The following is a 26681-nucleotide window of genomic DNA, read 5'->3' as shown; positions in this document are numbered from 1 at the left end:
AAGAAATGGCATTAACAGCAGGTATTGTTGGCTTACCTAACGTTGGTAAATCAACATTGTTTAACGCAATTACAAAAGCAGGAGCAGAAATGGCAAACTATCCATTTGCTACAATCGATCCTAACGTAGGGATGGTTGAAGTACCAGATAGTCGTTTAGCAAGAATTGATGAAATTATTCCTGCTAAGAAGATTGTACATACAACTTTTGAATTTACTGATATTGCGGGAATCGTAAAAGGTGCTAGCAAAGGTGAAGGTTTAGGAAACAAGTTCTTGGAAAATATCCGTCAAGTAGACGCGATTGTTCATGTGGTACGTGCTTTTGACGATGATAATATTACACACGTGGCAAACAAAGTTGATCCTTTGGAAGATATTGATACTATCAACATGGAATTAACTTTAGCTGACTTGGAATCTGTAAATAAACGTTATGCTAGAGTAGAAAAAGTTGCTCGTACTAAGGATAAAGATGCTGTGGCTGAATTTGCAGTTTTACAAAAAATTAAGCCAGTTCTTGAAGAAGGTAAGCCAGTTCGTAGTATTGAATTCAACGATGAAGAAAAGAAGATTGTTAAGGGCTTATTCTTATTGACTTCTAAGCCAGTATTATATGTGGCAAACATTGCCGAAGAAGATATGGCAGATCCAGAACAAAGCGAATACTACCAACAAGTTAAGAAGTTCGCAGAAGATGAAGGTTCTCAAGCATTAGCTGTATCTGCAAGAACTGAAGAAGAAATTGCTGAACTTCCTGATGATGAAAAGCAAGAATTCTTAGAAGCTGAAGGTGTAGAAGAATCAGGTTTAGACCGTTTAATTCGTGCTTCTTACAAGTTATTGGGTCTAGCAACATTCTTCACTGCTGGTGGTAAAGAAACTCGTGCATGGACATTTAAGCGTGGTATGAAAGCACCTCAAGTTGCAGGGGTTATCCACTCTGACTTTGAACGTGGATTTATTCGTGCAGAAACTGTTTCTTTTGATGATTTAGATAAGTACGGCAGTATGCAAGCTGTTAAAGAAGCTGGTAGATTGCGTCTTGAAGGTAAGGAATACGAAGTTCAAGACGGAGATATTATCGAATTTAGATTTAACGTCTAATAGCGTAAGAAGGGAAGATTTTTAAATAGATGGCTGAAGAAAAAACAGTTCGTGAAAAGAATCAAGAAGCTGCCAAGAAACAAGCTGAAGCAGTTTCTCAACAAAAAAATAAACAAATCATGGAATTCAATGAAAAATTTGAAGGTTTAACAAAGCGTAATCAAGACTACATGTTCCATTTAAATAAGGCGTTAGCTGAAAAGAATTATGCAGAACGTGAAAAAGTTGTTAGTGAAATGTACAATGAATTGATGGAAAAACAAAAGCAAGGCGTTGTAGCTAACAAATTATACGGAACAGTTAATGAAAAGGTTGAAGCAATTCTTGCTGGTCCTAAGAAGGAACCTAAGATGCCTACTTTATGGGAATTATCACTTGATAATGGATTGATGATGTTAGCTTTATTCTGCATCATGTACGCTTTCTTAGGTATGTTCTCTAAGAGCAATCAAAATGCAGCAAATGGTGGAATAATCACATTGATTGTTACATCTATTGTTGCTGGTGTTGGTTTAGGTTATTTCTACCGTGCGATGATGCCAGGCCAAAGCAAACGTCGTGGTTGGTTAAACATTATCTTTATGATCGCAATCTTAATGGTAGTATGGGTAGCAGCATTCGGTATTGTTGCAATTATCCCACCAACAATTAACGTTGTTCTTCCACCACTAGCTTATGCAGTGCTTGCTGTTGTTGCTTATGGTGTTCGTTGGTACTTAAAGAAGAAGTTGAACTTCATTAGTCCAGCAGACTTCAGAAGAAATAGCCAAAATTAATATTAAAACTAAAAAATAATAAGATATTGTAAGATTATTTCAAGCAAAAAAGAGACATACTAGATGTAGTATGCCTCTTTTTTCATTATTTACTTTTACTATGCGAACGAATAAATATGTAAAGCCAAGAAATTGCTGCTAGTAGAAGCGAAAAATGGCTTAAAGTAGTTGGAAATCTTGGTCTGATAAGTACTCCAGTATAGGTAATTGTTGTAAACTGGGCACATGTCCATGAAATAAAAATACTCGCTCCCAAGAAAAGCAAAGGTATTTTATATTTTTTCATACGTACAGTTTAACACTAATTTTCAGTTTAAACATTAAGAATTGTAAAAACTCTGTTAATAGTTTACTTTAAAAATAGTTTCTAACAAGGTATCATAGATATTGAGAAGTCCTTTAAGGGAAAACGGGAGTGTTTTTTTATGAAGAAAAGTATCAAAATATTCATGGCTACATTGGTAGCATTAACTTTAGCTGCTTGTGGCAATGAAAATAATAAAAAATCAAGTTCATCTGAGATGAAAACGACACAAAAGTCAAATGTGTCTAAAGAATCCAAAAAGACAGAACAAAGTAGTGAAAGTTCTTCATCTTCAAGCTCATCAAGTTCTGAAAGTTCTAGTAGTGAAGTTAGTTCTTCAAGTCAATCTGGTCCACAACAAGCCAAAGTTACAGGGGATAATAATACCCAAAGAATGGCACAGATTGCTGGAGCATTGAAGTACTTTTTAGGAAAAGATGCCTTAGTTCCAACTAAAGCAGGGATTAGTAGTGGTGTGGTAAATGCCTACTATACTGGCGATGGTAATAATTTTACGGTTTACTACATCAAAGATACAGAAGGAAAGAATTTCAATGATCCTAGTTTAAAAGATAAAGTATCATATATAACATTTTCCAAGAAAACTTATGGTTCTGAAGAAGAAGCTGAACAAGCTGTAAATTACATTTCAGGTGAGGCAGAAATGGGCTTACCTAAGGTTCCATTAAGTGGAAATGTAAATGCTACATTGAATTCTGGTGCTGGACAAAGATATCTACATTGGAATTCTGGTAAATGGTCAGTAACAATTCATGGTTCAAGTGTAACTGGGAAAGATCCTGTTCCTACTGGTCGCAAGGTAGTTGCTTTATTGAATAAAGCTTATCTACCAGCTCCTGATTCTAGAGGTGCAGCAAGCTTTACAGCCGGTTCTGGTTCTGGAAATCAAAAGATTGAATGGAACAATGGTAAGGCAGTATATACTATAAAGGGTTCTAACATTAATTCTCTAATTGAATTAGCAGGATCAATTCAAAAATAATGATTAATTTAACAGCATTTGTCGCGTAGCGTGCGAGGAAACTCGGTAATTTATTGCCGAGAGGAGAGCACATCTTTTTGAGACCATCAGGTCTCTTTTTTAGGTTAAATTTATTGACAATGCAAAAAAAATAAATTATACAATTATCTCATAATAAAAAGAGTTAAGGTTAATACAAATGCAAAAACATTATAATAACTTAAATTATGCTAGAAGTAGTGTATACTCTCTACAATATCATTTAATTTTAGTTACAAAATATAGACGTGATGTCTTAATTGGTGATGTAAAAGTAGAGTTAGAAGAATTACTAAGAAACATGACAGAAAAATTTTCTGGTGAAATTATGGAAATAAATATTATGCCTGATCATGTACATATGTTGGTTGATGCAAGCCCCAAACACTCTATATCTTCAATGATGAAAGGATATAAAGGTGTATCAGCTAGAATGTTATTTATGCACCATCCTGAAATAAAGAAAAAATTATGGGGAGGTCATTTATGGCAACCTAGTTATTTCGCATGTACAGTAAGTGAACGTTCAGAAGAATTAATCAGAGAATACATTAGGAGACAAAAGAAAAGCAAAGGAAAGAGATAAGATGATGATTAAGCTACCAAAGACAACTGAATATATTAGAGTAAGACGTTATCGTTTAGTTGCCACAGATGATTTGGTAGCTAAATTTGAAAGGAATATTGAAGTTGAAAATAAAATTTATAACTATGTTCTTAAATTTTTAGAAAAAACCTATGGTGTTAAGCATCTAAATAGACCATACCCTACTACCAAAAAGGCTAAGGTGTTTCTAGCTAAAGATGTGTTAATTCCTAAGATTTTAAAAGATATTTATGGATTATCTAAATGGGACGGTAAAAAAGTTGGTATTCACTCACAAGCTTTAAGAGATGAATATTTAGTGTCAATATTAACCAATTTTGGTGAATACAGAAAAACTTTAATATCAGCTTTTAAGATGTCCAAACAAGATAAAGAAGACTACAAAAATAATGTACACAATAATAATCCGAAACATAAATCATGGTACTGTAAAGGTTCTTTAAACTATTTACGCCCTAACCAAAGTAAACGTTGTGTTTCTTTACCTTCAAATGGACAAGCCAAAATTATATCAGCACATTTTATAAAAATTCAAGACTATGGAATTATACAAGTTGTTGAGAATTTAACGAATATGAGAAATACGGATATTGTTACAACTAAAATTAAACATAAACAGGATGGAAAGTTTGAGCTTCAAGTAGTATTCAAGACTGTTAATAAACGTAAAGAAGTTATTAATAAAATTGGTGCTGATTGGAATATGAGGGATAACAAGGCTTGGCACACTTCAGAAGATGAAGAACTATACATTGATAAAGATGTATCAGATAAAGCTGATGAATTAGAAGATAAGATTAACAAATTAAAATCTCAAAGAGATTTAATAACATGGTTACCTAGAAATTCTAAAAGAATAGTTAAATTGAATAAAGAGATTCGCTACTGGAATAGTAAACGTAGTCATATATTAACTGATAAATACAATGATATGGCAAAAGAATTACTTTCTAAAAACGATTTAATCGCTATTGAGAATTTAGACGCAAAAGAAATGCGAAAAAGACAAGAAGACAATAGCAATTCTCAAAATAGAGCTAAAAATCGTAAATTAGCAAAGATTAAACCGTATGAAATGGAACAATTAATAATTCAGATGGCTAATAGACTAGGAAAAACAGTTATTTTAGTTGATAGTTATAAAACAAGTCAAGTGGAATATGGCACTGAATATCAAGAAAAACATAGTGTAGATGACAGAGAATGGACATCAAAGTATACAGGAAAAACAATCAAAAGAGATTTAAATGCAAGTAAGAACATCTTAGCATGGGCTTTAAACCCTAAAGAACATATAAAATATAAGGAAAGTCTAGATTTAAAAAAAGAAGGCAAAATTAAAAAAGCAATTAGACCACAAAGTCTAATCACAATTAATTAATAATCTTATGGGCGAGACAGAATCCTTGTCGTCCTAAATGGCTATGAGATTTAGGATATGCGTATCACCCTGAGCGAGTCAAAACGGGTGCGATATACTATTTGAGAGTCTTAAATGACTACCACATCGTAAGATGTGCATTGCCTAAACGTCTCCAAGCAATAGTGGTTGAATATAGCCGTTATCGCCTGGAAGCTCGGTACTTTTAGTGCCGAGTTCCGTTCACAGTTAGTAAATAGCTATAAATGCTGTTTTTGTATATTTTTTTAAAATTTTTAAATCGTAATTTGAAAATAAAAAATCCCTAAATAATAGTAAATTAGAATTTCTAAATCGTAATAAGCCGAAATGCTGCTATTTCAAGCAGTTGACAAGTTAATTTTATTTTATTAGGATATAAAAAGTAATGATTACTATATAAGAAAGAGTGATTTTTTTGAAAAAAATACTAAGTTTAAGTTTAGGAATAATTGCATTATGCTTATTCTTCCTACCTAGTAATGTTAGAGCAGATAAAATAAAAGTTGTAACAACGACAGATTTTTATGGACAAGTTGCAGAAGAAGTTTTGGGCAATAAAGGGAAAGTAACTTCAATTATTAATAACCCTAGTGTAGATCCACATGATTATGAGCCAACTACACAAACAGCTAAGCAAGTTTCAAATGCAAATATTGTTATTTATAATGGATTAGGATATGATTCATGGATAACAAAACTTAGTAATGGCAAAAAGAAGATAGATGTTGCGACAGACGTAATGCATGCTAAGGATGGGGATAACGAGCATTTATGGTATAACTCAAAAACAATGGGTAAGCTTGCAGATTATTTAGTTAAGGAATATGCGAAGCTAGATCCTAAAAATGAAACTTACTATAAAAAGAATGCAGAAAAATATAAACAAAAATTAACTAAATTACAAACTTTAATTGCAAAGATTAAGAAAAATAGTGATAATAAGGAAGTTGCAGTAAGTGAACCTGTTTTTGATTATGCTTTAAAAGATATGGGATATAAGATTGCTAATAGACATTTTGCTAAAGCTACAGAAGATGGTAGCGATCCTTCCTATAGTGATATTAAGAAATTACAAAATGATATTAAACACAAAAAGATAGCATTTTTTGTAGAAAATACTCAATCTGATAGTAAAGTAATTTCAAGTATTGTTAGTCTATGTCAAAAGTATGATGTTCCAGTTATAAAAGTGACTGAAACAACACCTAAGGGAAAGGATTACTTACAGTGGATGAGTTCAGAATATGAACAAGTTCTAAAAATTCAAGAAGACGGGAAGTAATTATGGAAAATATAGTTTCAGTTGATGGTCTGAATATAGATTTGCCTGATCGTCGTTTATTTGAAAATTTAGCCTTTGATATTCCTAGAGGGGCTTTAACATGTATAACTGGAGAAAATGGTGTTGGAAAAACAACATTAGTTAAGCACTTATTACGTGATTTAAAAACTAATTCGCATAACCATTTTGTTAAATTTACTATTGAACGTGATGAAGCTTTCTATATGCCACAAATTAGAAATATTGATGAGGATTATCCTTTAGCAATTAAGGATTTTGTATCATTGGGTTTTAAGCATCGATTATTACCATGGAATACAGTAGTAATGAATGATAAGTTAAAACAGATTTTAAAAGAAACAAAACTAGAAAATCTAGCTAAAAATCCACTAGGTAAGTGTTCCGGTGGTGAAAAACAAAGAACATACTTAGCACAAGCGTTATGTTCAGATCCCAAATTATTGATCTTAGATGAGGCGACTGCTAATTTAGATCAATCATCTAAACATGAACTGATGCGACTTTTAAAAAAATTGATGCCAATTCATGGAATTACAGTATTATTTATTACACACGACGCAGAGTTAATAGAAGATTATGCAGATTATGAATTACATTTAGAAAATAAATCAGGTAAATTGATGAAGAGAGAGGCGAGATATCGTGTTTGATTATGATTTTATGCGTTATGCATTTATTGCAGGGATTTTTATTGCCTTAATTTCTTGTGTGATGGGAGTCTTTGTAGTTGCACGTCAAACTTCTTTTTTCACGCATACATTATCTGAAATCGGATTTTCAGGAGCAGCATTTGGAGTTTTTGCAGGTATTTCTCCATTGACAGGGATGCTAATATTTACGATGACATCTGCTATTTTTGTCGGATTATCTGGAGAAAAGGTAGGTAGACGAGAAGCATCTATTTCGGTGTTCTCCGGCCTATTCTTAGGGTTAGGTATCTTATTTTTATCTTTGTCCGATAAGCAAGCGAGTTATGCAACCAATATCTTATTTGGAAGTATTGTGGGAATTGATATTAATAATTTGTATACTTTAATAGGATTGAGTGTACTTTTATTAATCGTTGTTAGTGTTCTTTTTAGAAGATTAGTTTATAATTCTTTTGACTCTCAGGGAGCTGAATACAATCAACGATATAATCAAATTGTATCAATCATATTTTTAGTGTTATTAGCATTAACTATTAGTATTACAGCACAAATTGTAGGAGCTTTATTAATTTTTGTTTTACTAACAATACCTGCTTCTGCAGCTAAGTACTTTGCACATACACTTTGGAAAATGATCGGTCTAACATTTATTTTTGTATTAGTCGGAATCTGGTTAGGTTTGTATCTAAGTTTTGTTACAGACTGGCCAGTAAGTTTCTTTATTACAGTTATCGAAGCACTATTTTATGGGGCTGCCATCGTTAAGGAAAGAATGTCCGCTTCTAGATTATAAAAATAAATTCATGTTTTTAGTAATGTTCGGATATAGATACTAGGAATTAGATGTATTTCGTGGTATAGTTAGGACCTAAGGGGTAGGAATCCTTGCGTAACGGACTAATGGAACGGAATGTGAACATTAGTAGATTAAGTCTGATATGACTTAGCGTTTGGTTTCCGCATTCACCATCAATAATTTAATATCAATGGTGCTTGTCTCTACCCTAAAAAATTATTAGGGAGATGTCTATTATGACACTATTATCATGGAAAAGTCCGAAATTAACCGCCCGGACGATAGCAATGGCGGCAATTTTAATTGCGATGCAGATTGTCTTATCTAAGCTTTCAATTGGACCTGACAATCTAGTTAAGTTTTCATTTGGCTTTATCGCTACAATGTTAATGGGTTACTATTTAGGCCCATGGTTGACAGGTGTAGCAATGGCAATAAGTGATATTCTTACTAATAGTGTTTTTTCGACGGGTGGTAATTTCTTTATCGGATTTACTTTTAGTGCAATTATTTCTGGAATAATCGCCGGAGCATTTTTGTATAACCAAGAGATAACATTGAGAAGATTATTCATTTATGAGTTTGTTCAAACTCTAGTTACGAATATTTTCTTTACAACTCTTTGGATTCATATTATGTACAAAGCACCTATTATGGCTTTGTTAACTGTTCGAGTACCTAAGAATATTCTTACATGGATTGTATATTCAATCGTAGGATTCTTAGTTTTACGTGCAGTTTCAAGGTTAAACTTACGTAGTAATAACAATACGTATTAATAAGTGAAGTTGATGCCAATGAGAAGTAATTCTTGTTGGCTTTTCTTTTAGAGGAAAGGGGATTTTCCAATGGTAAATGAATATCCGCAAGTAATGACAATTGCTGGTTCTGATTCAGATGGATCTGCAGGAATGCAAGCAGATATGAATACTTTTTTGGCTCGTAAAGTATATGGCACTTCAATTCTAACAGCCGCAGTTGCGGGGAATTCTTATGGAATCCATGCTAGTCATGCTTTACCAGTTGATTTTATCAAAGCAGAATTTAAGGCAATTGCAGATGATTTTAAAATTTTGGCAACTAAAACTGGCATGTTGACAGATACTAAGACGATTCATGCTGTAATTGAAAGTTATCAAAAATATGATTTTGGACCACTAATTGTTGATCCAGTTATCATTACCAAGCATGGAGCGATGTTACTGGAACAAGAAGCATATGAGACAGTGCGCGATGAATTGATTCCATTGGCAACTGTGATTACACCTAACTTCTATGAAGCACAAAAGTTAGTAGAATCTGAGCTTCAAAATGAGGATGAAATCATTGAAGCAGCTAAGAAGTTACAAGCTATGGGTGCCAAAAATGTAGTTATTAAAGGTGAACATAATGGTAGCTCTGAAACTGTTAAAGATTATGTCTTGCTCGAAGATGGAAAGAATTTCTGGTTAGAAGATGAGTATATCGATACAGAACATATCAATGGAACTGGCGATACTTACTCAGCATGTATAGCTGCAGAACTTGCCAAAGGAGCAAGTATCGAAGAAGCAATAAAAATAGCTAAAAAATATACTCATGACGCAATTAAAAATGAAATTGCAGTAGGTCATAAGTTCGGACCAATCAATCACTGGGTATAATATAAATTGAAAAGATCACGTCTAATTAATGTTATAATGAAAAAAGTAACATTAATAGGACGTGATTTTTTTGAAAGTACTAGGTATTTTAGGCTCACACAAGAGTAATGGAGTTACTAGAATGATGCTAGATGCAGTTCTTAATGGAGTTGAAGCTTCAAATGAAGTAGAGTTACTTAACTTGAATGACTATCAAATTAAGCCACGTGTTCCAGGTGAAGATAATCCAACATTAGACTTAATAATTGAAAAGCTCAAGGCAGCTGATGTGTGGGTTCTAGCAGCTCCTACCTACTGGGGTGGACTATCTGGAGTAATGAAGAACTTTTTAGACTGCATTAGACAAGAAGTTTTACGTTTTGATCGAAAAGGTGATCCACATTCTATTCCAGAATTCGCACACAAGCATTACGTTACATTGACGAATTGTTACGTAGGTAAAGCAGAAAATATGCTAACTGGAATGACAGATTCAGCTTTTAGAACAATGGATAAGGCGATGACAACAGCTGGTCTAATTAAATTAGGTGAAGGGGTTCAAACTGCGACTTATGGTTTAAAACAATTGACCGACAAAAAACAAGCAGAACTAGAAAAATTAGGCAACAAGATTAATCGAACACAGAGAAAGGATGACCAAACCTTGAAACGTTATATTGAATTGTTCTTTATTGTAGCAGCGATGGCATTAATAACAATGGTAATTCAAGCAGGAATATTAAAATTATTAGGACAAGCACTTAGCTTTTGGACAAATTATATTTCCTTTGTCTTGATATTCTTTATTTTATTAGCAATCACACTCCACTTCTTCACAGTAGTAAAACATAAACGTAAATGATAGAGAAATACCCCATGGAATCGGCTGGATTTCATGGGGTATTTGTTACTCTTCCGATAGTTTCAAATCATTTGTTGCTTGGGTAAGTTGTGAGTCATAGACATTAATCTTATGTTGCAAGTAGGCTCTAGTTTCTTGAAGACTAGCAATTCTTTCATCTAATTTTTCAGCCTCTTCTTCTAAGATTCTTTTACGTGCTGGAATGGTACGATCATCATTCAATGAGTAAAGATGCATGTATTCATGTAGACTTTCGATAGATAAGCCAGCATGACGCATACATTTTATAAAATCTAGTCTTTGAATGTCTATATCTGTAAAATTACGAACTCCATTTTTGTCTCGACTAATAGCAGGGACAAGTCCAATACGTTCATAGTAGCGGATAGTATCAGACGAAATACCTAACTGTTTACTAACTTTTTTAATATTCATAGCAATACCTCGTTAAAATTATTGATAATCAGAGTTTACACCTTGGAGTATACTCTAAGGCAAGAGGTTAGACTACAGAATTCCATTCGTTTTTGAACTCATCTAGAAAATCAAGCATAACTTGTTGGCGATGTTCAGCAATTTTCTTAGCAGTTGGGGTATTTAACATATCTTTCAACTTCAAGAGTTTTTCGTAAAAGTGGTTAATGATAGTTTCATCATCAAGGTTACGGTATTCTTCTCTAGTCATATTGGTGCGTGGAGCTAATGCCGGATTATAGATTTTTTCGCCATGATGACCACCGTAATAAATTGCTCGAGTGATGCCAATTGCGCCAATCGCATCTAGCCAGTCAGCATCTTGTACAATTTGTCCGGATAGGGGAAGTTGGAAGTCATCATCTTGTAGTGAATGTGCAAAAGACATATGTGTGATAATAAAGCTAATCTCATCTATTTGCGTTAAAGTAAAGTCTAAAGATTTTAGAAATTTTTGAAGTTCAGTTAAAGCTGATTTAGGATTAGAGACAAGTTTATCATCAATAGTATCATGTAGATAGGCAACAGTTAGTGTAATTAACTTATCAGCAGGTTCACTTTCTAGAATTTTTTCTGCCATAGTTACAACACGTTTGATATGATCATAGCCGTGTCCGGTTTTATCAGTTCCTAATTTGGATTTAGTATATGTTTTAATTTGGGATAATTTGTTAAATTCATCCATTTAATGAATCACTTCTTTCCTAGGAAATATTGTAGTCAAAAAAAGAAGTTGAATTTATATCCAACTTCCACGTGTTTATTATAATCTGAAAGAAAGCTTAGGTCTAGGAATAATAAGCAAGGCGATGATTAGAAGGATAATATCGATGTATTTTTTAGCATCGTACTCGCCCAGATAACCAGAAAATAGGACAAAAGCCATAATACCAACTGAAAATAATAATCGTAAAGTCTTACCGTTCATAATTATCACCATCCTTAAAAAGCTATTCTATTCATATAAATTATAGCATAAAATTATCGTTGTTGGGAACCGTTTACATTTAAAAATAAGAATAAAAAAGATTTTATTTACAAAATTACTAATTTACAAAATTTCTAAATAGAATTATGATAATAGTGTAAAATTTATTGAAGAGAGTTGAGAATATATGATGACTAAAGCCCAAAGAAAAGCTTTTGTATTTACTTTATTGTTAGGAACTTTTACTATGTCGATTAGTCAGTCCTCGTTATCGACAGCTTATCCTACTTTAATGAAGTTTTTCAATGTAGATGCACCAACGATTCAATGGCTAACAACCGGTTTTATGCTGATTATGTGTATCATGATGCCGGTTAGTCCTTGGTTGTTGAACAATCTATCTTTTAAGAAAATGTACTTAACGGTACTAGCAATCTTCGAATTAGGAACATTGATGATTATTTTGGCTCCTAATTTTCCAATCGCTTTACTAGGAAGAGGTCTAGAAGCAGTTGCGGTAGGTATTTTATTTCCATCTTATCAATCAGTCTTAATGACAATTACCGCTAAAGAAGGACGTGCTGAAGTCATGGGATTGGCTGGTTTAGTTATGGGATCAGCCTTAGCTTGTGGGCCAATTATTTCAGGTATTATTTTAAATTATATTAGTTGGCAAGGCTTGTTCTGGTTCTTCTTGTTAGTAATTGCGTTAATCTTTGTCAGTGCGATCTTTAATATGCGCGATGTAATGGAACGTAAAGAAAGCCAGTTAGACTTCATCTCCGTTATCTATTCACTTAGCTTTATCGGATTGTTGTATTTTGTAAATGAATTAGGCACTAAGCAGTTAACTTTGCCATTATATTTGATTTTAATTGTTAGTGTAATCTTGTTTATAGCCTTTATTTTACGTCAATTTAGAGTTAAGGATCCCTTACTTCAATTGCGAGTTTTGAAAGTAGCGAACTTTGATATTGGCGTTCTATTAACAGGTTTTGCTTACATTTCATTGATTGTAGTAACAATCGTATATCCATTGTATTATCAACGAATTTTGCATGTTAATCCGTTAGTGTCAGGTTTAGCATTAGTTCCACCAGCAGCTTTATTGAGTATTTTGAATCTAGTTTCCGGTCGTTTAGCTGACAAAGTAGGATTTAAAATTACACTGTTGATAGGTATGGTAATGCTAGTTGTAGGTTGGGCAATTCTATTTATCTTCAGCTACCATCTAAATGTACTGGGAATGATCCTAATTGCCTGTATCATTGAAGGAGGTAACGCCTTTGTCATGATGCCAGCGACAACTATGGGAGCCAACTCACTTCCTGAAAATATGATTCCACATGGAACTGCGATAACTACGACTGTGCGTCAGTTGTTAGGTAGTCTAGGGGTAGCTTTGGCGATGATTATTATAGTAGCTGGTGGACATACATTAAGTGAAATAATTGGTTATCACTATGCCTTTGGATTTTTCTGCATCTTGGAAATTGTAGGATTAATTTTGGCAATTATCTTGCGTGATGACAGTAAAAAATAACGAATAGAACATATCCTGCGACCTTTCTAGTGAAATTTGTTAGAATGATAATAGTAACTTTTAGATATTAATCATGGAAGGGTAGGACTATGAATTTGGATTTAGTAATATTTGACATGGACGGCGTTATTTTTGATTCAGAAAAGGTTTATTATGAAGCTAATCAAATAGCTGCTGATAAGCTTGGCATGGATTACTCATTGGCTTATTACAAGCAATTTATTGGTGCTGGAACAGATGCGATGAGAGCACAAATGATTGAAGATTATGGTGGCGATGCTCAACTTATTGATGACTTTTTACGTATTAGTGAAGAAAATGTGCATCCTTTAGTTGAAGCAGGAGAATTGAAATTAAAACCAGGTTTCGTAGAACTATCACAATATCTTCAAGCAAATGATATTCCTTATACTTTAGCTTCAAGCAACTACAAAAGTGAAATTGAATTTTTCTTAGAACATACAGATGTTGATCCAGCAGCTTTTAAAACGATTATTTCTGCAGATGATGTAGCTGAGGCTAAACCAGCACCAGACATATTTAATAAAGCTTGGAAGAAGAGTGGCGCACCTGCTAAAGAAAAAACGATAGTAATAGAAGACTCTTTTAATGGAATTAAAGCTGCTAATAACGCTGATATTCCAGTAATCATGGTCCCTGACATCATCCAACCAACAGAAGAACAAAGAAAGACAACAGTGGCTGTTTTGGATGACTTGATTTCTGTGCGAGAATATCTAAAAAATAATTATTAGAAAAGGACAGTCTATTTTGAAGAAACCATACTTAACAATTAAAGAAAACGGTGAAGCAACAATTGAAATAAAGAAGTCAGAATTTATCTGTTCCTTAGCTCGAACGGAGACTGAAGAAGAAGCAGGAGCATTTATAGATAAGATTAAGACTGAACATCGTAAAGCTACACATAATTGTTTTGCTTATATGATTGGATTGAATGATGAAATTCAACGTGAAAGTGATAATGGTGAGCCTTCTGGAACCGCAGGAGTACCGATTCTAGAAGTGTTGAAAAATCTTGAATTGCACAATGTAACAGCAGTGGTTACTCGCTACTTCGGTGGCATTAAACTTGGTGCCGGTGGCCTAATTAGAGCTTATAGTAATGCGACTTCTAATGCCATCGAAAAGGTTGGTGTAGTAAGGAAGGTTGTTCAAACAGAATTATCATTGAAGGTAAGTTATTCTGCCTGGGGTAAACTGCAAAACTATCTTGAAAATAATCAGGTAAATGTAAGTGATACGGTATTTATGACTGATGTCACAGCAGTAGTTTATGTTGATACGCCAGAAGTTGAATCTTTTACTGCTACAATTGTTGATTTGATGAATGGACAAGTTGAAGTAGAAGAAGGTCAGGAAAAATATGTCGAAGTGCCATATGAACTATATAAATAAAAATGAGGTTGGGATTTGAGTCCCAGCCTCATTTTTAATTGAATAGCACTGAAATAAATGGAGCGTTATTTAAGATATGAAGGGTTAAACTGTTAGAAAGATTTTTAGTATGTACATAGACATAAGCTAAAATCCAGCCCATTGTAACGTAAATTAAAGCAGAGATGAAGTTTGTACTAGAATGCATTAAACCAAAGATGACACCACTAATAGCAACTTGCCAAAATGGTTGGTTTTTAAAGAAGAAACTCGTAAATACACCACGATAAAGCAATTCTTCGGTAATTGGTACAAGTACAATTACTAATATAGTCATTAACAAGGAGGTTTTATCAGTAACTAATGAATTGATAGCTTGATCATTAGCACTAATTGTTTGATGATAAAACTTCGTCATTAAAGTCAATAGAATACCCTTAGCGAGAATCATGACAACATAAGCTGCAAGAATGAATCTTATGTTTTTTCCAGTAACTTTTTTAAATGGAGATTTACCAGTTGTTCGTTTAACGGTGTAAAATAATATTCCAATTAGTATTAAATAACATACAATAATAAGTGGTGCAATTATCCACATTGGATAACGTGCAACAATTTGACCACTAATGAGTGGTAATAATGGTAATTGTGATAGCAAGATAAAAATAATAAATAAACATATCTTACCAATTAATGATAAAAAATTTCGCATAAAATACCTCACTTTCGTATAGATATATCTTACTAGATTTGGATGGATTAGTAAAATATCCTTTGATAAAGTTTAAAGAATAATACCCATGACAAAATTTTTTAAATACAATTTGCTAATATTATGATATAGTAGTGAAGGTAGTAATTAATTTTATGAAATTGATTACAGAATAGATTTCTTAGTGAAATTTTATTTATATTATTTGTATATCTAAGTGAGGAGAAATCTCTTGGAAAAAAAGGTAGAAGTAGTAATTGCTACTCACAAGAAATATAAAATGCCTACAGATGATTTGTATTTACCAATTCATGTGGGTGCCGAATTGAATAAAGATAAAGACTTAGGATATCAAAAAGATAATGTTGGAGATAATATTTCTGATAAAAATGATAGATATAGTGAATTAACAGCTCTATATTGGGCTTGGAAACATGTAGATGCTGAATATATTGGCTTAGCTCATTATAGACGTCATTTTGGTGGGAAAAATTATCATCATGGTAAAGATAGGCTTAATTGGCTTGTTACAAAAGCTGAACTAGAACCAATGCTAGATAAGTATGATGTGATATTACCTAGAAAGAGAAGATATTATATTGAAACTCTATATTCACATTATGAACATACACATTATTCTAACCAGCTAGATGTAACTTTTGATATTATTAAGGAAAAATATCCAGAATATGCTGATACATATGAGAAGGTAATAAATAAGACTTCAGGATATATGTTTAATATGGTTATTATGAGAAAAGATTTGTTAGACGCCTATTGTACATGGTTATTTGATATCTTATTTGAACTTGAAAAGCGTCTAGGAACGCAAAACTTGGATGCTTTCCAACAACGTTTCTATGGACGTGTAAGTGAAATTATCTTTAACGTTTGGCTAGAAAAACAATTTGAAAATGGTGTTATTGATAAGAAGCGTGTTAAAGAGCTACCAATTGTATATGTAGAGGGAGTAAATTGGTGGAAAAAAGGCACAGCGTTCTTAAAAGCTAAATTCTTTAATAAGAAATATGAAAATAGCTTTTAAGAGTTACTAATAAGGGGGAGAAGAGCTAGCAAATTTTGCTGGCTTTTTATTTTATCAAGGCAAAAGAATAGGATGTGGAAATATGGGTATCACATTTTCGTTTATAATACCAACGTATAATTCGAAAAAGACAATTATTAGGGCGATTGAAAGTGTTACGAAACAATTAGATAAATCAGAATATGAAATCATCATAGTCGATGATGGTTCTCAAGATGGAACAGTTGAATTAGTTCATGACTTTATGAAAGATAACGGCAACATCCATTTTACTAGTACAATCGGTGGTGTATCTTTCGCAAGAAATAAGGGAATTAATCAAGCACAAGGTGAATATCTCTTATTTTTAGATTCTGATGATTATTATGTAGAAGGATCATTAAAAAATTTAAAAAATATAGTTGCACAAAGTAATAGTGATTTGGTGATATTCAACTTTGAACATGGTAATACTCCAGTATTATTAGCAGAAGTACCTAATACTAATGTCGAGGCTTTATCTGTAATGTTGAGTAATCCAACTAAATATATGACGGTTTGGGGAAAAGCCTATCGAACTGAAACAGTACATGAGAACAATATAAGATTTAATGAAGACTTAAAGTTATCAGAAGATAGTGAGTTTTTGGTAAGATATGTGCAAAAATGTAAGAAGATAACCTCTGATAACACAATTTTTTATCATTACTCAATCGACAATGTTTCAGTAATGAGAGGAAAAAATAAGCAAAGTAAGATTCCTGGATATTTGGAGTCTTTAGAGGTTGTACAAAAGGATATTTTTAATAATATTCCAGAATTGAAACAAGCATTTTATCAATATGCAGTAATTCAAATGAATATTATGATGGTTAGAGAAATATTTAACTATAGTGATAATAGTAACTATAGTTCTAAAATACGTAAATCTAACGAATTATTAAGAAATAAAACAATCAATGAAGCTATTAAGCAAATGAAATTAAAGAATTGTATGTCACCAAGATTTTTACCAGTGTTTTTCATTAAACTGGGAATGCGACCTCTGGCTAGACTGATGTTTAGGTTGAGAAGTTGGAGTAACTATAGGAAGGAAAAATAAAGCGTATATAGCAAGAAAGCAATTTTGATTGAGTCGAATCTCTTTCAAAATTGCTTTTTTGGTTGTGTTAAATTCTATACATTTTTCGATAAAAGATCGAACAAAGAAATGCCCCTAGTAGGGCGAGAAAAGCTAATGAGAATGGAGCTTGTGGACTTAAATTATAAATGAGTCCCGCTAAGTAAGCACCTAATATTTGCCCTAATGATTGTGTTGATTGATAAAATCCTAATACCAAGTTACGTGTCTCAACCTGAGCTTCCTGTGTAATTAAATCTTGAAGTAGTGGAGTACTCAAAGCATAGAAACCATAGAATATACAACTACTGATAACGTAAGCTGTTAGATGATGGCTAAATAAGATAAGTACCATTAAAGTTGAAGCACCTAATAGTACATAGATTAGACTTTTACTAATCTTAGTATTTTTCATCAAATACAAACCAATTGAAGTATTAACAATCAAAGAAATAATACCGATAGCTCCTTTGAAAATCCCATTAAAACTACTAGAAAGATTGAAAATATCCTTTAAATAGTAGTTAAAACTTTGATCGAAGGCAGTATATCCTAAATATAGTAAGATAGAAACAGAGAATAATAAGGCAAAAGCTTTATTCATAAATAAACGTCCGTCTTCGAGGCGTTTAAGTGGATTTGATTCTTTCAATATAAGAGATAATTGCAAACTATCAGTGTTTTGCGAATCTTTTTCAAGTAAAAGATAGAATAATATTCCGACTAAAGTCAGTTGAATAACTTGAACTGCAAAAGATAGATAAACATTATATGCACCAAGCATTCCACCGACGAAGTAACCTAAAGCACTAGCAACAGTTTGAATAGTAGCATTAAGAGTTAGGTTAGCTCCTCGATTTGTTTCACTGGATAGATTAACAATATAGTTAAGCACACCTACGAAAAATGCACCACATGCTAGTCCTGCAAGCAATCGGCCAATTAAGATCAGGCTTGTTGTATGTCCAACTGCAAATAAGAATTGTGCAATGGCATAGCCGATACAACCAATTGCGATAACAGACTTAGAGTTAACTAAACCAGCAATCTTACTCCAAAATGGAGAGGCGATAAAGATACCAAAGGACATTACAGCAAAAGCCGTCCCAAAGACAGAATTGTCAAGATGAAGCATTTTAAAATATGTAGGTGTAACTGGATGGGCATAGTTAGCTGCTAGATTAAATAAAGCGACAAGAAAAAATAAAGTTTTTTTCTTCATTGACATAGTGGGCGAGATACCAGTGGTTTTAACCACTGGAGGGATAGCCCTCACTTGTAAGCTCGTTAGAGCTTGCTTTTTTACCCTTGCCTCCTCTTTGGTATATTTCACTAACTATTTATGTTATAATAGTTAGTGAAGAAAGTGAGGTGAACCTAATGGAAATGCAAGTTACAATCAAGACTAAACTAAAGATTTCTAACTCTGAAATAGCTTGGAGTTTTTCTAAAACAATGGAACAATATCGTCAAGCATGTAATTATGTATCTGAATACATTTTTAATAATGATTTTGATATGAAACAAAGTAGATTAAATAAAGAACTATATACTAAGTTGCGCAATCTATTTAGTCTTAAATCACAAATGGCTCAATCTGTAATTAGAACTGTTATTGCACGCTATAAAACTGTCAAAACTCAAATGGCACGTAGACCTTATAAATATCAAGACAAAAATACTGGTGAGTGGTACCGTGAAGTACGTGATTTGACTTGGTTACATAAACCAATTTCTTTTAATCGCCCACAAGTTGACCTTCAACGTAACCGTGATTGGTCTTATTTAAGTAGCGGTCAGTTATCCATTAACACCCTTGATGGTCGTGTCAAAGTTGATCCTATTTGTCGTGGATTCAATCAGTACCTTGACGGTACTTGGAAATTTGGTTTAGCTAAATTACTTAAATCCAGTGGCAAATGGTATTTACATATTTCAGCCACTAAAGAAGTCGCTGATTTTAATAAACAAACCGTAAAACACGTTGTCGGTCTTGACCGTGGTTTACGCTTTTTAGCTACTAGTTATGATGAACAAGGCAAGACTGCCTTTTTTGACGGCCAAGCAATTATGCGTAAACGTGCTAAATATCAAAAACTTCGTACCACCTTGCAAGCTAAAGGAACTAAGTCAGCTAAAAGACGTTTAAAGAAATTATCTGGACGAGAGAACCGTTGGATAAGTGATGTTAATCATTGCTTGTCTAAGACACTTGTTCAAAAATATGGTGCTAATACTTTGTTTGTCTTAGAAAACCTTAACGGTGTTTCTTTTGAACGTACTGACTTACCTAAAGCTTTGCGTAATCAAAATAAATCATGGGCTTTTTATCAATTAGAACAATTTCTAACTTATAAAGCACACTTACACAATAGTGAAGTTGTTGAAGTTTCTGCTAAATATACATCTCAACGTTGTCCTAAATGCGGAGTTATCAAAAAAGATAATCGCCATCATGAAAAACATGAGTATCACTGTACTAATTGTGGTTATTGTTCTAATGATGACCGTATTGGCGCTATGAATATCCAATTACTTGGAACTCAGTATATTAGTGGACAAGAACAACCTAAATTTGAACTAACAACTAATGCGTAAACGTGTTAGTTAAGTGGGTGCTGTCAACCACCCAATGATGTAGCCACGTATAGTGTGGGAGCAACGAAGTTGCGTTATTACCACTGACCGTAAGGTCGTGAGTTACAAGCCTCAGTCTTTAGACTGGGGCAGTTGACATATTAAACATCCATATCAAAACGTTTCTTTAATTTGTTTTCGCTATATTCAAGTAATTCATCAGGTTTAATGTCATATTTAGCAGCCAATACCAATACCTGATCAATAACATCTGCCATTTCTTCTCTTAAATTATCTTCTTTTTCAGCTTGGTTTAGGATTTTTTCGCCAGGATGATCACGTCCGACTTCGATTGTACGAACAGCACGAGATAATTCTCCAAGTTCTTCTGTAATGTAATTAACTCGATCTTGAGGTGGATACTTAAACCAATCTCTTTTTTCATAGAATTTAACCAACCATTGTTGATGTTCATTAATATCCAAAATATATTCACTCCTTCATAATAATAAAACATACAGGAAACAGGTATATTTTTCAAGTTAGACGAATTTTAGAAAGGATGAATTTTTTTACAATTAAAAAACAATGAATAATCATAAATTATACGAATATGCCATGAATATTATGTTTTAAAACTCAAATTTATGGTATAAAAATGAATTTTTATTATAAAACAATAAAAAATCTATCATAATTAATACAAATTGCATAAAAGAGAATATACTTTAGTAGTTAATAAATATACATAAGATGGAGTGGAGATTTTGGAAGAAAATAAAAAGAAAATCACGACATTTGGCTTAGTCATGATGATCATTACCGCTATCTTTGGTTTTGGTAATGTTTCTAATGCTTATGCACAAATGGGTTACGGTAGTATTATTTGGTATATTTTAGCAGGGGTATGTTTCTTCTTCCCTTGTGGTTTAATGATGGCAGAATATGGTTCTGCATTTAAAGACGCTAAAGGTGGTATTTATTCCTGGTTAGCTGAATCAATCGGAGAACGTGCAGCTTTCATTGGAACCTTTATCTGGTTAGCATCTTGGATTGTCTGGATGGTATCAACAGCTTCACGTATCTGGATAACATTCTCTGCATTGATTTTTGGTAAAGATACTACACAACATTGGTCAATGTTAGGCTTGTCATCCACTGAAGTTATTGGTATTTTAGGAATTCTATTTATTTTAATTTCAACATTCTTTACCACACAAGGAATGGATTCAATTTCTAAAGTTGGTTCTCTAGGTGGAATTTTTACCGTTGTAACTAATATTATCTTTTTAATTGCTAGTTTAATCATTATTTTTGCTAATCATGGTCAATTAGCTCAACCTATCCATGGAATGAAAGATTTTATTACTTCACCTAATCCACAATTCCAAACACCAATTGCTATTATTTCATTCGTTGTTTATGCAATTTTTGCTTATGGTGGTATGGAATCTTTAGGTAGTGTAACTGATAGTATGGATAAGCCAGAAAAGACTTTCCCACGTGGATTAATTATTGCTAGCTTATTTACAATCGGTGCATATGTAATTATGATCTTTATGATTGGTTTCAGTGTTAACTATAACTCTGTTGTTGCTAAACACGGTGTAAACTTAGGAAATATTACATATATTGTCTTTAATCAATTAGGTGTTTATTTAGGACAGTCATTAGGTTGGTCAGCAGCTGCATCTCATACAACAGGTATGTTAATTACAAGATTTGTAGCTTTAACACAAGTTCTAGGATTCTTAGGAGCTATGTTTATCCTATTATATTCACCAATCAAGTCATTTATTTTAGGTTCAGATAAGAGATTATGGCCTGAAAAATTAACTCGCCTTAACAAGCACAATATGCCAGCTAATGCAATGTGGTTACAAGCAATTATTGTTTGTGTAATTATCTTTTTGGTAGCCTTTGGTGGATCTGCAGCTCAAAGATTCTATTTAATCTTAACTGATATGGCAAATGTATCTACTAGTTTCCCATATCTATTCTTAGTTGGGGCATTCCCATTCTTTAAGAAAAAGAAGATTGAACATTCATTTGTAGCCTTTAAGAATCCATTCTGGACTAACTTATTAGTAATTATTATTGAAATTATCTTATCAGCAGGTATTATCTTTACTTGTGTTCAACCAATTTTGGATGGTGACTTTGAAACAGCCTTCTGGACAATTGCTGGTCCGGTCTTCTTCGGATTAGTGGCATTCATCTTCTATCAAGTTTCATCAAAGAAACATAAAATAAAATAGTTAAAGAGACATCAATGAGTTTTGTAGATAAGCTCATTGGTGTTTTTATTTTATAGAAAACTGTTACATAAATATATTTTATTCATTTTAAATGCAATTTAAACATGAATTATGAATAAAATATACAAAATTACAAAAAATACTTGCATAAATAAACAATAGAAAGTATACTAATCATATCAACTTGAAAACTATAGATTATATTAACGAGGGAGATTATGAGTATGAAAATTTTTAAGAAGATATTAATGCTTTTAGCTGTACTCATGATGGTAGTTACACCATTTGCTGCGATTACTGCTGATACAACTTCTAGTAGTTCTTCCGCTGATACAGCTAAGACAACAGATGATTCATTGAAAAAGGTAAAAGAAAAGGGAACATTGGTAGTTGGTTTAAGTGCCGATTATCCACCTTACGAATTTACTACTAAGCAAGATGGCAAGACTGAATATGTCGGAATTGATATTCAAATTGCTAAAAAATTTGCTAAAGATTTAGGCGTTAAGTTAGTTATTAAGAATATGAACTTCGATTCCTTATTAGTTGCGCTTGAAACAGGTAAGATCGATACAATCATTTCTGCGATGAACCCAACTGAAGAACGTCGTAAGAGTGTTGATTTCTCTAACATTTACTACTCTGGTGGTAAGTACATTGTTATCAACAAGAAAGATAAGAGTAAATATACATCTAAGGAAAGCTTTAAGGGTCAAACAGTTGGTGCTCAAAATGGTACTTTGGAATACAATTTGATTAAGCAACAATTCCCTGGAGCAACAGTTAAAGGTTTAGCTAAGTTAAATAACTTAATCATTGCTTTACAATCTGGTAAGGTATCTGGGGTATTGATGGAAGAACTAACAGCTAAGGCTTACGTACAAAACAACCCTAACTTATATACATTTAACTCTAAAGTAAGTGTTGATGTTAACGAAACAGGGGCTGCGATGGCATTCCCTAAAGGAGCAACAGCTTTAACTCAAGCTGCTAACAAGACAATTGCTGATATTAAGAAACAAGATTTATTAGACAAAGAATACGTTCCAGAAGCTGCTAAATATATGAAGCAATCTAGCAAGCACAACACAATGGCTAGTTACTGGACATACTTCGCAAAAGGTATTGAATATACATTAATTATCACAGTTGTATCTGTATTAATTGGTTTTGTTTTAGGTATCATTCTTGCTTTAATGCGTTTAGGTCACAACAAGCTTCTACACGGTTTAGCAGTTGCATACATTGAATTTATTCGTGGTACTCCATTAATGGTACAAGTAATGTTTGTATACTTCGGAATTGGTGCAGTTATTCAATCATTACCTGCTTTGGCAGCTGGTATTATCGCTGTATCTCTAAACTCCGGTGCTTATGTAGCTGAAGTTATTCGTTCAGGTATTGAATCAATCGCAATTGGTCAAACTGAAGCCGCAAGAAGTTTAGGTATGAGTCAAAAGCAAACATACCAATATGTTGTTATTCCACAAGCAATTAAGAATATTTGGCCAGCTTTAGGTAATGAATTTATTACCTTGATCAAGGAAAGTTCAATTGTATCAGTTATCGGTGTAGGTGACTTGATGTATCAAACACAGTTAGTTCAATCTGCTACTTATAAAGGTGTAGCTCCATTGGCTATCACAATGGTTATCTACTTTGTACTAACCTTTACATTATCTAAAGGCTTGAATTACTTTGAAGGGAAGATGAAACATGAGTAACAAAAAGATGATTGAAGTACAAAATCTTCAAAAGAAGTTTGGAGATAATCTCGTTCTTAAAGATATTTCTGAATCAGTAGAACAAGGTCAGGTTATTTGTGTAATCGGTCCTTCTGGTTCTGGTAAGAGTACCTTTTTAAGATGCTTGAATGTGTTGGAACGTCCAACAGGTGGGAAAGTAATTTTTGAAGGAAAAGATTTAACTCATATTTCTGAGAAGGAATTAGATACTTTACGTGAAAAAATGGGCATGGTTTTTCAAGGCTTTAACCTATTTCCTAATATGAGTGTATTGGAAAATATCAAGTTAGCTCCAATGAAAGTCAAGAATGTTGATGAAGTACAAGCAGAAAAGACAGCAAAAGAATTATTAGCTAAAGTTGGATTAGCTGATAAAGCAAATCAATTCCCAGATAGTTTATCTGGTGGTCAAAAGCAACGTGTAGCGATTGCTCGTGCTTTAGCGATGGATCCAGAAGTAATGCTATTTGATGAACCAACAAGTGCGTTAGACCCAGAAATGGTAGGGGAAGTATTGAAGGTTATGCGTGACTTGGCTGATTCAGGAATGACTATGGTAGTTGTAACACACGAAATGGGCTTTGCTAAAGAAGTTGCCGACCAAATCTGGTTTATGGCAGATGGATACGTACAAGAAGTAGGAACACCAGAAGAAGTTTTCGAACATCCAACTTCTGAACGTGCTAAGGATTTCTTAGCTAAGATTTTATAAGATAAGAAAATAAAAAGGTAGTTTATAGAAATAGCACTTACTCGGTTGTTTTGAGTAAGTGCTATTTGCGTACTATTATTGTTTATCTAATAAATCTTTTTCTTTGTTTTCTGTACTGATTTTATCTTTAGCTTCGATTAAAGGAGCCAAACCTTGAACTAATAGTTCGTAAGCTTTTTTAGAGTAGTGAATATCGTCAGCTTGTAGTAACTCACCAGCTTCATATTCAGTAGCGACACTGTGCCAATCATGACAAGCAACGTTAAGTTCTTCAGCTAATGTTACAAGTCCTTGAGCATACTGGGATAACTTCTGATTAGGATAAAAGTCTTGTAAGCTAGGTCCAGTAATCCCAGGAGTGATGAGAATACATTTTTGAGTTCCAATTAAAGTAATCATTTCTTTAATATTAGCGATAAAAGTTTGATAATCTGGACCCTCATCTGTTACATCATTTGTACCAAAGAAAATAGTAACAATATCAGGACTACTTTGAATGACATCAGCTTGGATACGAGAAAGAGCCAAGTCAGTACGATCTCCAGGGACACCACGGTTTAAAATTACAATATTTGGGAAATATTTTCTAATTTCGTTAGAAAATATTGGAGAAGGATAGCCATCAGTCATACCAGCTGTAATACTATCCCCAAATAAAACTAAATTTGTCATAGATAACTAATTACCACCTTTAAATTTATTTGTTATTAGCTCTTTGAAAGCGCAATATAATTATAAAATAATATGATATAATGAAAAAGTTAAATAATATACAATTGTGAGAAAAAATATGGAAAATAGATTAAATTATTATAAAATAGAACGAAATGAATGGAGTAATTTTTATCAGGAATATATTGTTCCATTAACCGAAGAAGAATTATTGAATTTAAAATCTTTAAATGACCAAATTTCCTTGAAAGATGTACAAGATATTTATATGCCACTGGTGCATCTTCTGAGAATACACTTAGACTCACATCAAGAGTTACAAGACAGCCAGTCTGAGTTTCTAGGTGTAAAAGCACAAAAGGTACCATTTATTCTAGGAATAGCAGGATCAGTTGCGGTAGGTAAGAGCACAACTGCTCGCTTATTACAAAGCCTATTAAGTGAAGTCTATCCAGATAAGAAAGTCCAGCTTATTACAACGGATGGTTTCTTATATCCTAATCAAGAATTGAAGAGACGTAACTTAATGGAAAGAAAAGGATTTCCAGAAAGTTATGATATGAGAAGATTATTGCGTTTCGTAAATGATGTTAAGAATAATTTACCTGCCAAAGCACCAGTATATTCACATAAAGTCTATGATATTGTAAAAGGACAATATGAAACAGTGGAGAGTCCAGATATTTTAATCGTTGAGGGGATTAATGTTTTACAATTGCCAACCAACCAACAAATTTATGTGAGTGATTTTTTTGATTTTTCAATATATGTAGACGCTGAAGAAAATTTGATTGAAGAATGGTATCTGGAGAGATTTGAAACTTTACTAGATACAGCCTTCAAGGATCCTACAAATTATTATTATCCTTATGCGATTGGTGATCGAAAACAAGCAATTGAAATGGCTAAAAATATTTGGAAGACGATAAATCTTAAAAATTTACATGAATTTATCCTACCAACGCGTAATCGTGCAGACTTAATTATGCATAAAACTAAAAATCATGCAATAAATGAGTTATTTTTGAGAAAATACTAAGTCAGTGATGAGTTATGGTTTAAAATATTGCTC

General features: G+C 32.9%; 28 protein-coding genes and 1 riboswitch. Of the genes, 21 read left to right on the top strand and 7 right to left on the bottom strand.

Annotation, left to right across the window (positions count from 1 at the left end; genetic code table 11):
- The first annotated feature begins 5 nt into the window (after positions 1–5).
- From ychF to PTA89_RS08055, 11 genes are all read left to right on the top strand, one after another.
- On the top strand, positions 6–1106 hold the full coding sequence (gene ychF / locus PTA89_RS08105) for a redox-regulated ATPase YchF (protein WP_003701082.1): 1101 nt from the start codon (positions 6–8) through the stop codon (positions 1104–1106).
- Between the two features lie 29 nt (positions 1107–1135).
- On the top strand, positions 1136–1882 hold the full coding sequence (locus tag PTA89_RS08100; RefSeq protein WP_003704334.1) for a DUF1129 domain-containing protein: 747 nt from the start codon (positions 1136–1138) through the stop codon (positions 1880–1882).
- A 425-nt stretch (positions 1883–2307) separates the two neighbouring features.
- Complete coding sequence (locus PTA89_RS08095) at positions 2308–3189, top strand: hypothetical protein (RefSeq protein WP_324177193.1); 882 nt, start codon at positions 2308–2310, stop codon at positions 3187–3189.
- A gap of 178 nt (positions 3190–3367) precedes the next feature.
- Positions 3368–3793: an IS200/IS605 family transposase gene (gene tnpA, locus PTA89_RS08090; RefSeq protein ID WP_324177192.1), complete on the top strand. Its 426-nt coding sequence runs from the start codon at positions 3368–3370 to the stop codon at positions 3791–3793.
- A gap of 1 nt (position 3794) precedes the next feature.
- Entirely contained in the window at positions 3795–5195 is a 1401-nt protein-coding gene (locus PTA89_RS08085) for a transposase (protein WP_324177191.1), read from the top strand.
- Between the two features lie 436 nt (positions 5196–5631).
- Positions 5632–6498 carry a metal ABC transporter solute-binding protein gene (locus tag PTA89_RS08080; RefSeq protein WP_003704329.1) on the top strand — a complete coding sequence of 289 codons (867 nt, stop codon included), beginning with the start codon at positions 5632–5634 and terminating at the stop codon, positions 6496–6498.
- Positions 6499–6500: 2 nt separating this feature from the next.
- Complete coding sequence (locus tag PTA89_RS08075; protein WP_003701086.1) at positions 6501–7169, top strand: ATP-binding cassette domain-containing protein; 669 nt, start codon at positions 6501–6503, stop codon at positions 7167–7169.
- Positions 7162–7962, top strand: a complete 801-nt coding sequence (locus tag PTA89_RS08070; protein ID WP_003705492.1) for a metal ABC transporter permease — start codon at positions 7162–7164, stop codon at positions 7960–7962. The genes PTA89_RS08075 and PTA89_RS08070 overlap by 8 nt, the downstream gene beginning before the upstream one ends.
- Positions 7963–8038: 76 nt before the next feature.
- Positions 8039–8140: riboswitch (THF riboswitch) on the top strand.
- A 61-nt stretch (positions 8141–8201) separates the two neighbouring features.
- Complete coding sequence (locus PTA89_RS08065) at positions 8202–8744, top strand: folate family ECF transporter S component (protein WP_011476449.1); 543 nt, start codon at positions 8202–8204, stop codon at positions 8742–8744.
- 69 nt (positions 8745–8813) lie between these two features.
- Positions 8814–9608, top strand: coding sequence for a bifunctional hydroxymethylpyrimidine kinase/phosphomethylpyrimidine kinase (gene thiD / locus PTA89_RS08060; protein ID WP_324177190.1), 795 nt, complete (start codon positions 8814–8816; stop codon positions 9606–9608).
- A 61-nt stretch (positions 9609–9669) separates the two neighbouring features.
- A complete protein-coding gene (locus PTA89_RS08055) occupies positions 9670–10449 on the top strand; it encodes a flavodoxin family protein (RefSeq protein ID WP_324177189.1) in 780 nt (259 codons plus the stop codon).
- A 45-nt stretch (positions 10450–10494) separates the two neighbouring features.
- Here PTA89_RS08055 and PTA89_RS08050 read toward each other — a convergent pair whose 3' ends face one another.
- The 3 genes from PTA89_RS08050 to PTA89_RS08040 all read right to left on the bottom strand — a co-directional run bounded on the left by PTA89_RS08050 (position 10495) and on the right by PTA89_RS08040 (position 11851).
- A complete protein-coding gene (locus tag PTA89_RS08050; protein WP_324177188.1) occupies positions 10495–10884 on the bottom strand; it encodes a MerR family transcriptional regulator in 390 nt (129 codons plus the stop codon).
- 67 nt (positions 10885–10951) lie between these two features.
- Positions 10952–11608 (bottom strand): HD domain-containing protein, encoded by a 657-nt coding sequence (locus PTA89_RS08045; RefSeq protein ID WP_324177187.1) that lies wholly within the window; start codon positions 11606–11608, stop codon positions 10952–10954.
- Between the two features lie 78 nt (positions 11609–11686).
- Entirely contained in the window at positions 11687–11851 is a 165-nt protein-coding gene (locus PTA89_RS08040) for a hypothetical protein (RefSeq protein ID WP_003701093.1), read from the bottom strand.
- 187 nt (positions 11852–12038) lie between these two features.
- On the opposite strand from PTA89_RS08040, the gene PTA89_RS08035 reads away from it, so the two are divergent.
- From PTA89_RS08035 to PTA89_RS08025, 3 genes are all read left to right on the top strand, one after another.
- Positions 12039–13394: an MDR family MFS transporter gene (locus PTA89_RS08035; RefSeq protein WP_034982328.1), complete on the top strand. Its 1356-nt coding sequence runs from the start codon at positions 12039–12041 to the stop codon at positions 13392–13394.
- 89 nt (positions 13395–13483) lie between these two features.
- Positions 13484–14149 (top strand): HAD family hydrolase, encoded by a 666-nt coding sequence (locus PTA89_RS08030; protein ID WP_324177186.1) that lies wholly within the window; start codon positions 13484–13486, stop codon positions 14147–14149.
- A 16-nt stretch (positions 14150–14165) separates the two neighbouring features.
- Positions 14166–14810 (top strand): YigZ family protein, encoded by a 645-nt coding sequence (locus tag PTA89_RS08025; protein ID WP_081538307.1) that lies wholly within the window; start codon positions 14166–14168, stop codon positions 14808–14810.
- A 34-nt stretch (positions 14811–14844) separates the two neighbouring features.
- Here PTA89_RS08025 and PTA89_RS08020 read toward each other — a convergent pair whose 3' ends face one another.
- On the bottom strand, positions 14845–15501 hold the full coding sequence (locus tag PTA89_RS08020; protein WP_081538306.1) for a CPBP family intramembrane glutamic endopeptidase: 657 nt from the start codon (positions 15499–15501) through the stop codon (positions 14845–14847).
- A 232-nt stretch (positions 15502–15733) separates the two neighbouring features.
- Between PTA89_RS08020 and PTA89_RS08015 the strand changes: the two genes are divergently transcribed.
- A complete protein-coding gene (locus tag PTA89_RS08015) occupies positions 15734–16546 on the top strand; it encodes a DUF4422 domain-containing protein (protein WP_324177185.1) in 813 nt (270 codons plus the stop codon).
- An 82-nt stretch (positions 16547–16628) separates the two neighbouring features.
- Entirely contained in the window at positions 16629–17627 is a 999-nt protein-coding gene (locus tag PTA89_RS08010; RefSeq protein WP_324177184.1) for a glycosyltransferase family 2 protein, read from the top strand.
- A gap of 67 nt (positions 17628–17694) precedes the next feature.
- On the opposite strand, the gene PTA89_RS08005 is transcribed toward PTA89_RS08010, so the two are convergent.
- The gene (locus tag PTA89_RS08005; RefSeq protein ID WP_324177183.1) at positions 17695–18867 is read right to left on the bottom strand and encodes an MFS transporter; all 1173 of its coding nucleotides are present in this window, start codon (positions 18865–18867) and stop codon (positions 17695–17697) included.
- A gap of 158 nt (positions 18868–19025) precedes the next feature.
- Between PTA89_RS08005 and PTA89_RS08000 the strand changes: the two genes are divergently transcribed.
- Positions 19026–20243, top strand: coding sequence for a transposase (locus PTA89_RS08000; protein WP_324177182.1), 1218 nt, complete (start codon positions 19026–19028; stop codon positions 20241–20243).
- Between the two features lie 140 nt (positions 20244–20383).
- On the opposite strand, the gene PTA89_RS07995 is transcribed toward PTA89_RS08000, so the two are convergent.
- Complete coding sequence (locus PTA89_RS07995) at positions 20384–20707, bottom strand: MazG-like family protein (RefSeq protein WP_324177181.1); 324 nt, start codon at positions 20705–20707, stop codon at positions 20384–20386.
- A 282-nt stretch (positions 20708–20989) separates the two neighbouring features.
- Here PTA89_RS07995 and yjeM point away from each other — a divergent pair, with 282 nt between their 5' ends.
- From yjeM to PTA89_RS07980, 3 genes are all read left to right on the top strand, one after another.
- Positions 20990–22480: a glutamate/gamma-aminobutyrate family transporter YjeM gene (gene yjeM / locus PTA89_RS07990; RefSeq protein ID WP_081541036.1), complete on the top strand. Its 1491-nt coding sequence runs from the start codon at positions 20990–20992 to the stop codon at positions 22478–22480.
- A 224-nt stretch (positions 22481–22704) separates the two neighbouring features.
- The gene (locus PTA89_RS07985; RefSeq protein ID WP_324177180.1) at positions 22705–24204 is read left to right on the top strand and encodes an ABC transporter substrate-binding protein/permease; all 1500 of its coding nucleotides are present in this window, start codon (positions 22705–22707) and stop codon (positions 24202–24204) included.
- Positions 24197–24937, top strand: a complete 741-nt coding sequence (locus tag PTA89_RS07980) for an amino acid ABC transporter ATP-binding protein (RefSeq protein ID WP_003705436.1) — start codon at positions 24197–24199, stop codon at positions 24935–24937. Before PTA89_RS07985 ends, PTA89_RS07980 begins: the two co-directional genes overlap by 8 nt.
- A gap of 75 nt (positions 24938–25012) precedes the next feature.
- On the opposite strand, the gene PTA89_RS07975 is transcribed toward PTA89_RS07980, so the two are convergent.
- Positions 25013–25609, bottom strand: a complete 597-nt coding sequence (locus PTA89_RS07975) for a GDSL-type esterase/lipase family protein (protein WP_324177179.1) — start codon at positions 25607–25609, stop codon at positions 25013–25015.
- A 118-nt stretch (positions 25610–25727) separates the two neighbouring features.
- Here PTA89_RS07975 and coaA point away from each other — a divergent pair, with 118 nt between their 5' ends.
- Positions 25728–26648 carry a type I pantothenate kinase gene (gene coaA / locus PTA89_RS07970; protein WP_324177178.1) on the top strand — a complete coding sequence of 307 codons (921 nt, stop codon included), beginning with the start codon at positions 25728–25730 and terminating at the stop codon, positions 26646–26648.
- Positions 26649–26681 lie beyond the last annotated feature (33 nt).

It is taken from the genome of Ligilactobacillus salivarius (assembly GCF_035231985.1).
Classification (GTDB): domain Bacteria; phylum Bacillota; class Bacilli; order Lactobacillales; family Lactobacillaceae; genus Ligilactobacillus; species Ligilactobacillus salivarius.
The sequence above is the reverse complement of the archived record's forward strand: the minus strand, read 5'-3'. Positions and strand labels throughout refer to the sequence as shown.

Excerpts from the sequence above, each read along its gene's own strand:
- ychF (WP_003701082.1), top strand. The coding sequence starts at position 6 with ATGGCATTAACAGCAGGTATTGTTGGCTTACCTAACGTTGGTAAATCA.
- PTA89_RS08100 (WP_003704334.1), top strand. The coding sequence starts at position 1,136 with ATGGCTGAAGAAAAAACAGTTCGTGAAAAGAATCAAGAAGCTGCCAAG.
- PTA89_RS08095 (WP_324177193.1), top strand. The coding sequence starts at position 2,308 with ATGAAGAAAAGTATCAAAATATTCATGGCTACATTGGTAGCATTAACT.
- tnpA (WP_324177192.1), top strand. The coding sequence starts at position 3,368 with ATGCAAAAACATTATAATAACTTAAATTATGCTAGAAGTAGTGTATAC.
- PTA89_RS08085 (WP_324177191.1), top strand. The coding sequence starts at position 3,795 with ATGATGATTAAGCTACCAAAGACAACTGAATATATTAGAGTAAGACGT.
- PTA89_RS08075 (WP_003701086.1), top strand. The coding sequence starts at position 6,501 with ATGGAAAATATAGTTTCAGTTGATGGTCTGAATATAGATTTGCCTGAT.
- PTA89_RS08065 (WP_011476449.1), top strand. The coding sequence starts at position 8,202 with ATGACACTATTATCATGGAAAAGTCCGAAATTAACCGCCCGGACGATA.
- thiD (WP_324177190.1), top strand. The coding sequence starts at position 8,814 with ATGGTAAATGAATATCCGCAAGTAATGACAATTGCTGGTTCTGATTCA.
- PTA89_RS08050 (WP_324177188.1), bottom strand. The coding sequence starts at position 10,884 with ATGAATATTAAAAAAGTTAGTAAACAGTTAGGTATTTCGTCTGATACT.
- PTA89_RS08045 (WP_324177187.1), bottom strand. The coding sequence starts at position 11,608 with ATGGATGAATTTAACAAATTATCCCAAATTAAAACATATACTAAATCC.
- PTA89_RS08040 (WP_003701093.1), bottom strand. The coding sequence starts at position 11,851 with ATGAACGGTAAGACTTTACGATTATTATTTTCAGTTGGTATTATGGCT.
- PTA89_RS08035 (WP_034982328.1), top strand. The coding sequence starts at position 12,039 with ATGATGACTAAAGCCCAAAGAAAAGCTTTTGTATTTACTTTATTGTTA.
- PTA89_RS08030 (WP_324177186.1), top strand. The coding sequence starts at position 13,484 with ATGAATTTGGATTTAGTAATATTTGACATGGACGGCGTTATTTTTGAT.
- PTA89_RS08020 (WP_081538306.1), bottom strand. The coding sequence starts at position 15,501 with ATGCGAAATTTTTTATCATTAATTGGTAAGATATGTTTATTTATTATT.
- PTA89_RS08010 (WP_324177184.1), top strand. The coding sequence starts at position 16,629 with ATGGGTATCACATTTTCGTTTATAATACCAACGTATAATTCGAAAAAG.
- PTA89_RS08005 (WP_324177183.1), bottom strand. The coding sequence starts at position 18,867 with ATGAAGAAAAAAACTTTATTTTTTCTTGTCGCTTTATTTAATCTAGCA.
- PTA89_RS08000 (WP_324177182.1), top strand. The coding sequence starts at position 19,026 with ATGGAAATGCAAGTTACAATCAAGACTAAACTAAAGATTTCTAACTCT.
- PTA89_RS07985 (WP_324177180.1), top strand. The coding sequence starts at position 22,705 with ATGAAAATTTTTAAGAAGATATTAATGCTTTTAGCTGTACTCATGATG.
- PTA89_RS07980 (WP_003705436.1), top strand. The coding sequence starts at position 24,197 with ATGAGTAACAAAAAGATGATTGAAGTACAAAATCTTCAAAAGAAGTTT.
- PTA89_RS07975 (WP_324177179.1), bottom strand. The coding sequence starts at position 25,609 with ATGACAAATTTAGTTTTATTTGGGGATAGTATTACAGCTGGTATGACT.
- coaA (WP_324177178.1), top strand. The coding sequence starts at position 25,728 with ATGGAAAATAGATTAAATTATTATAAAATAGAACGAAATGAATGGAGT.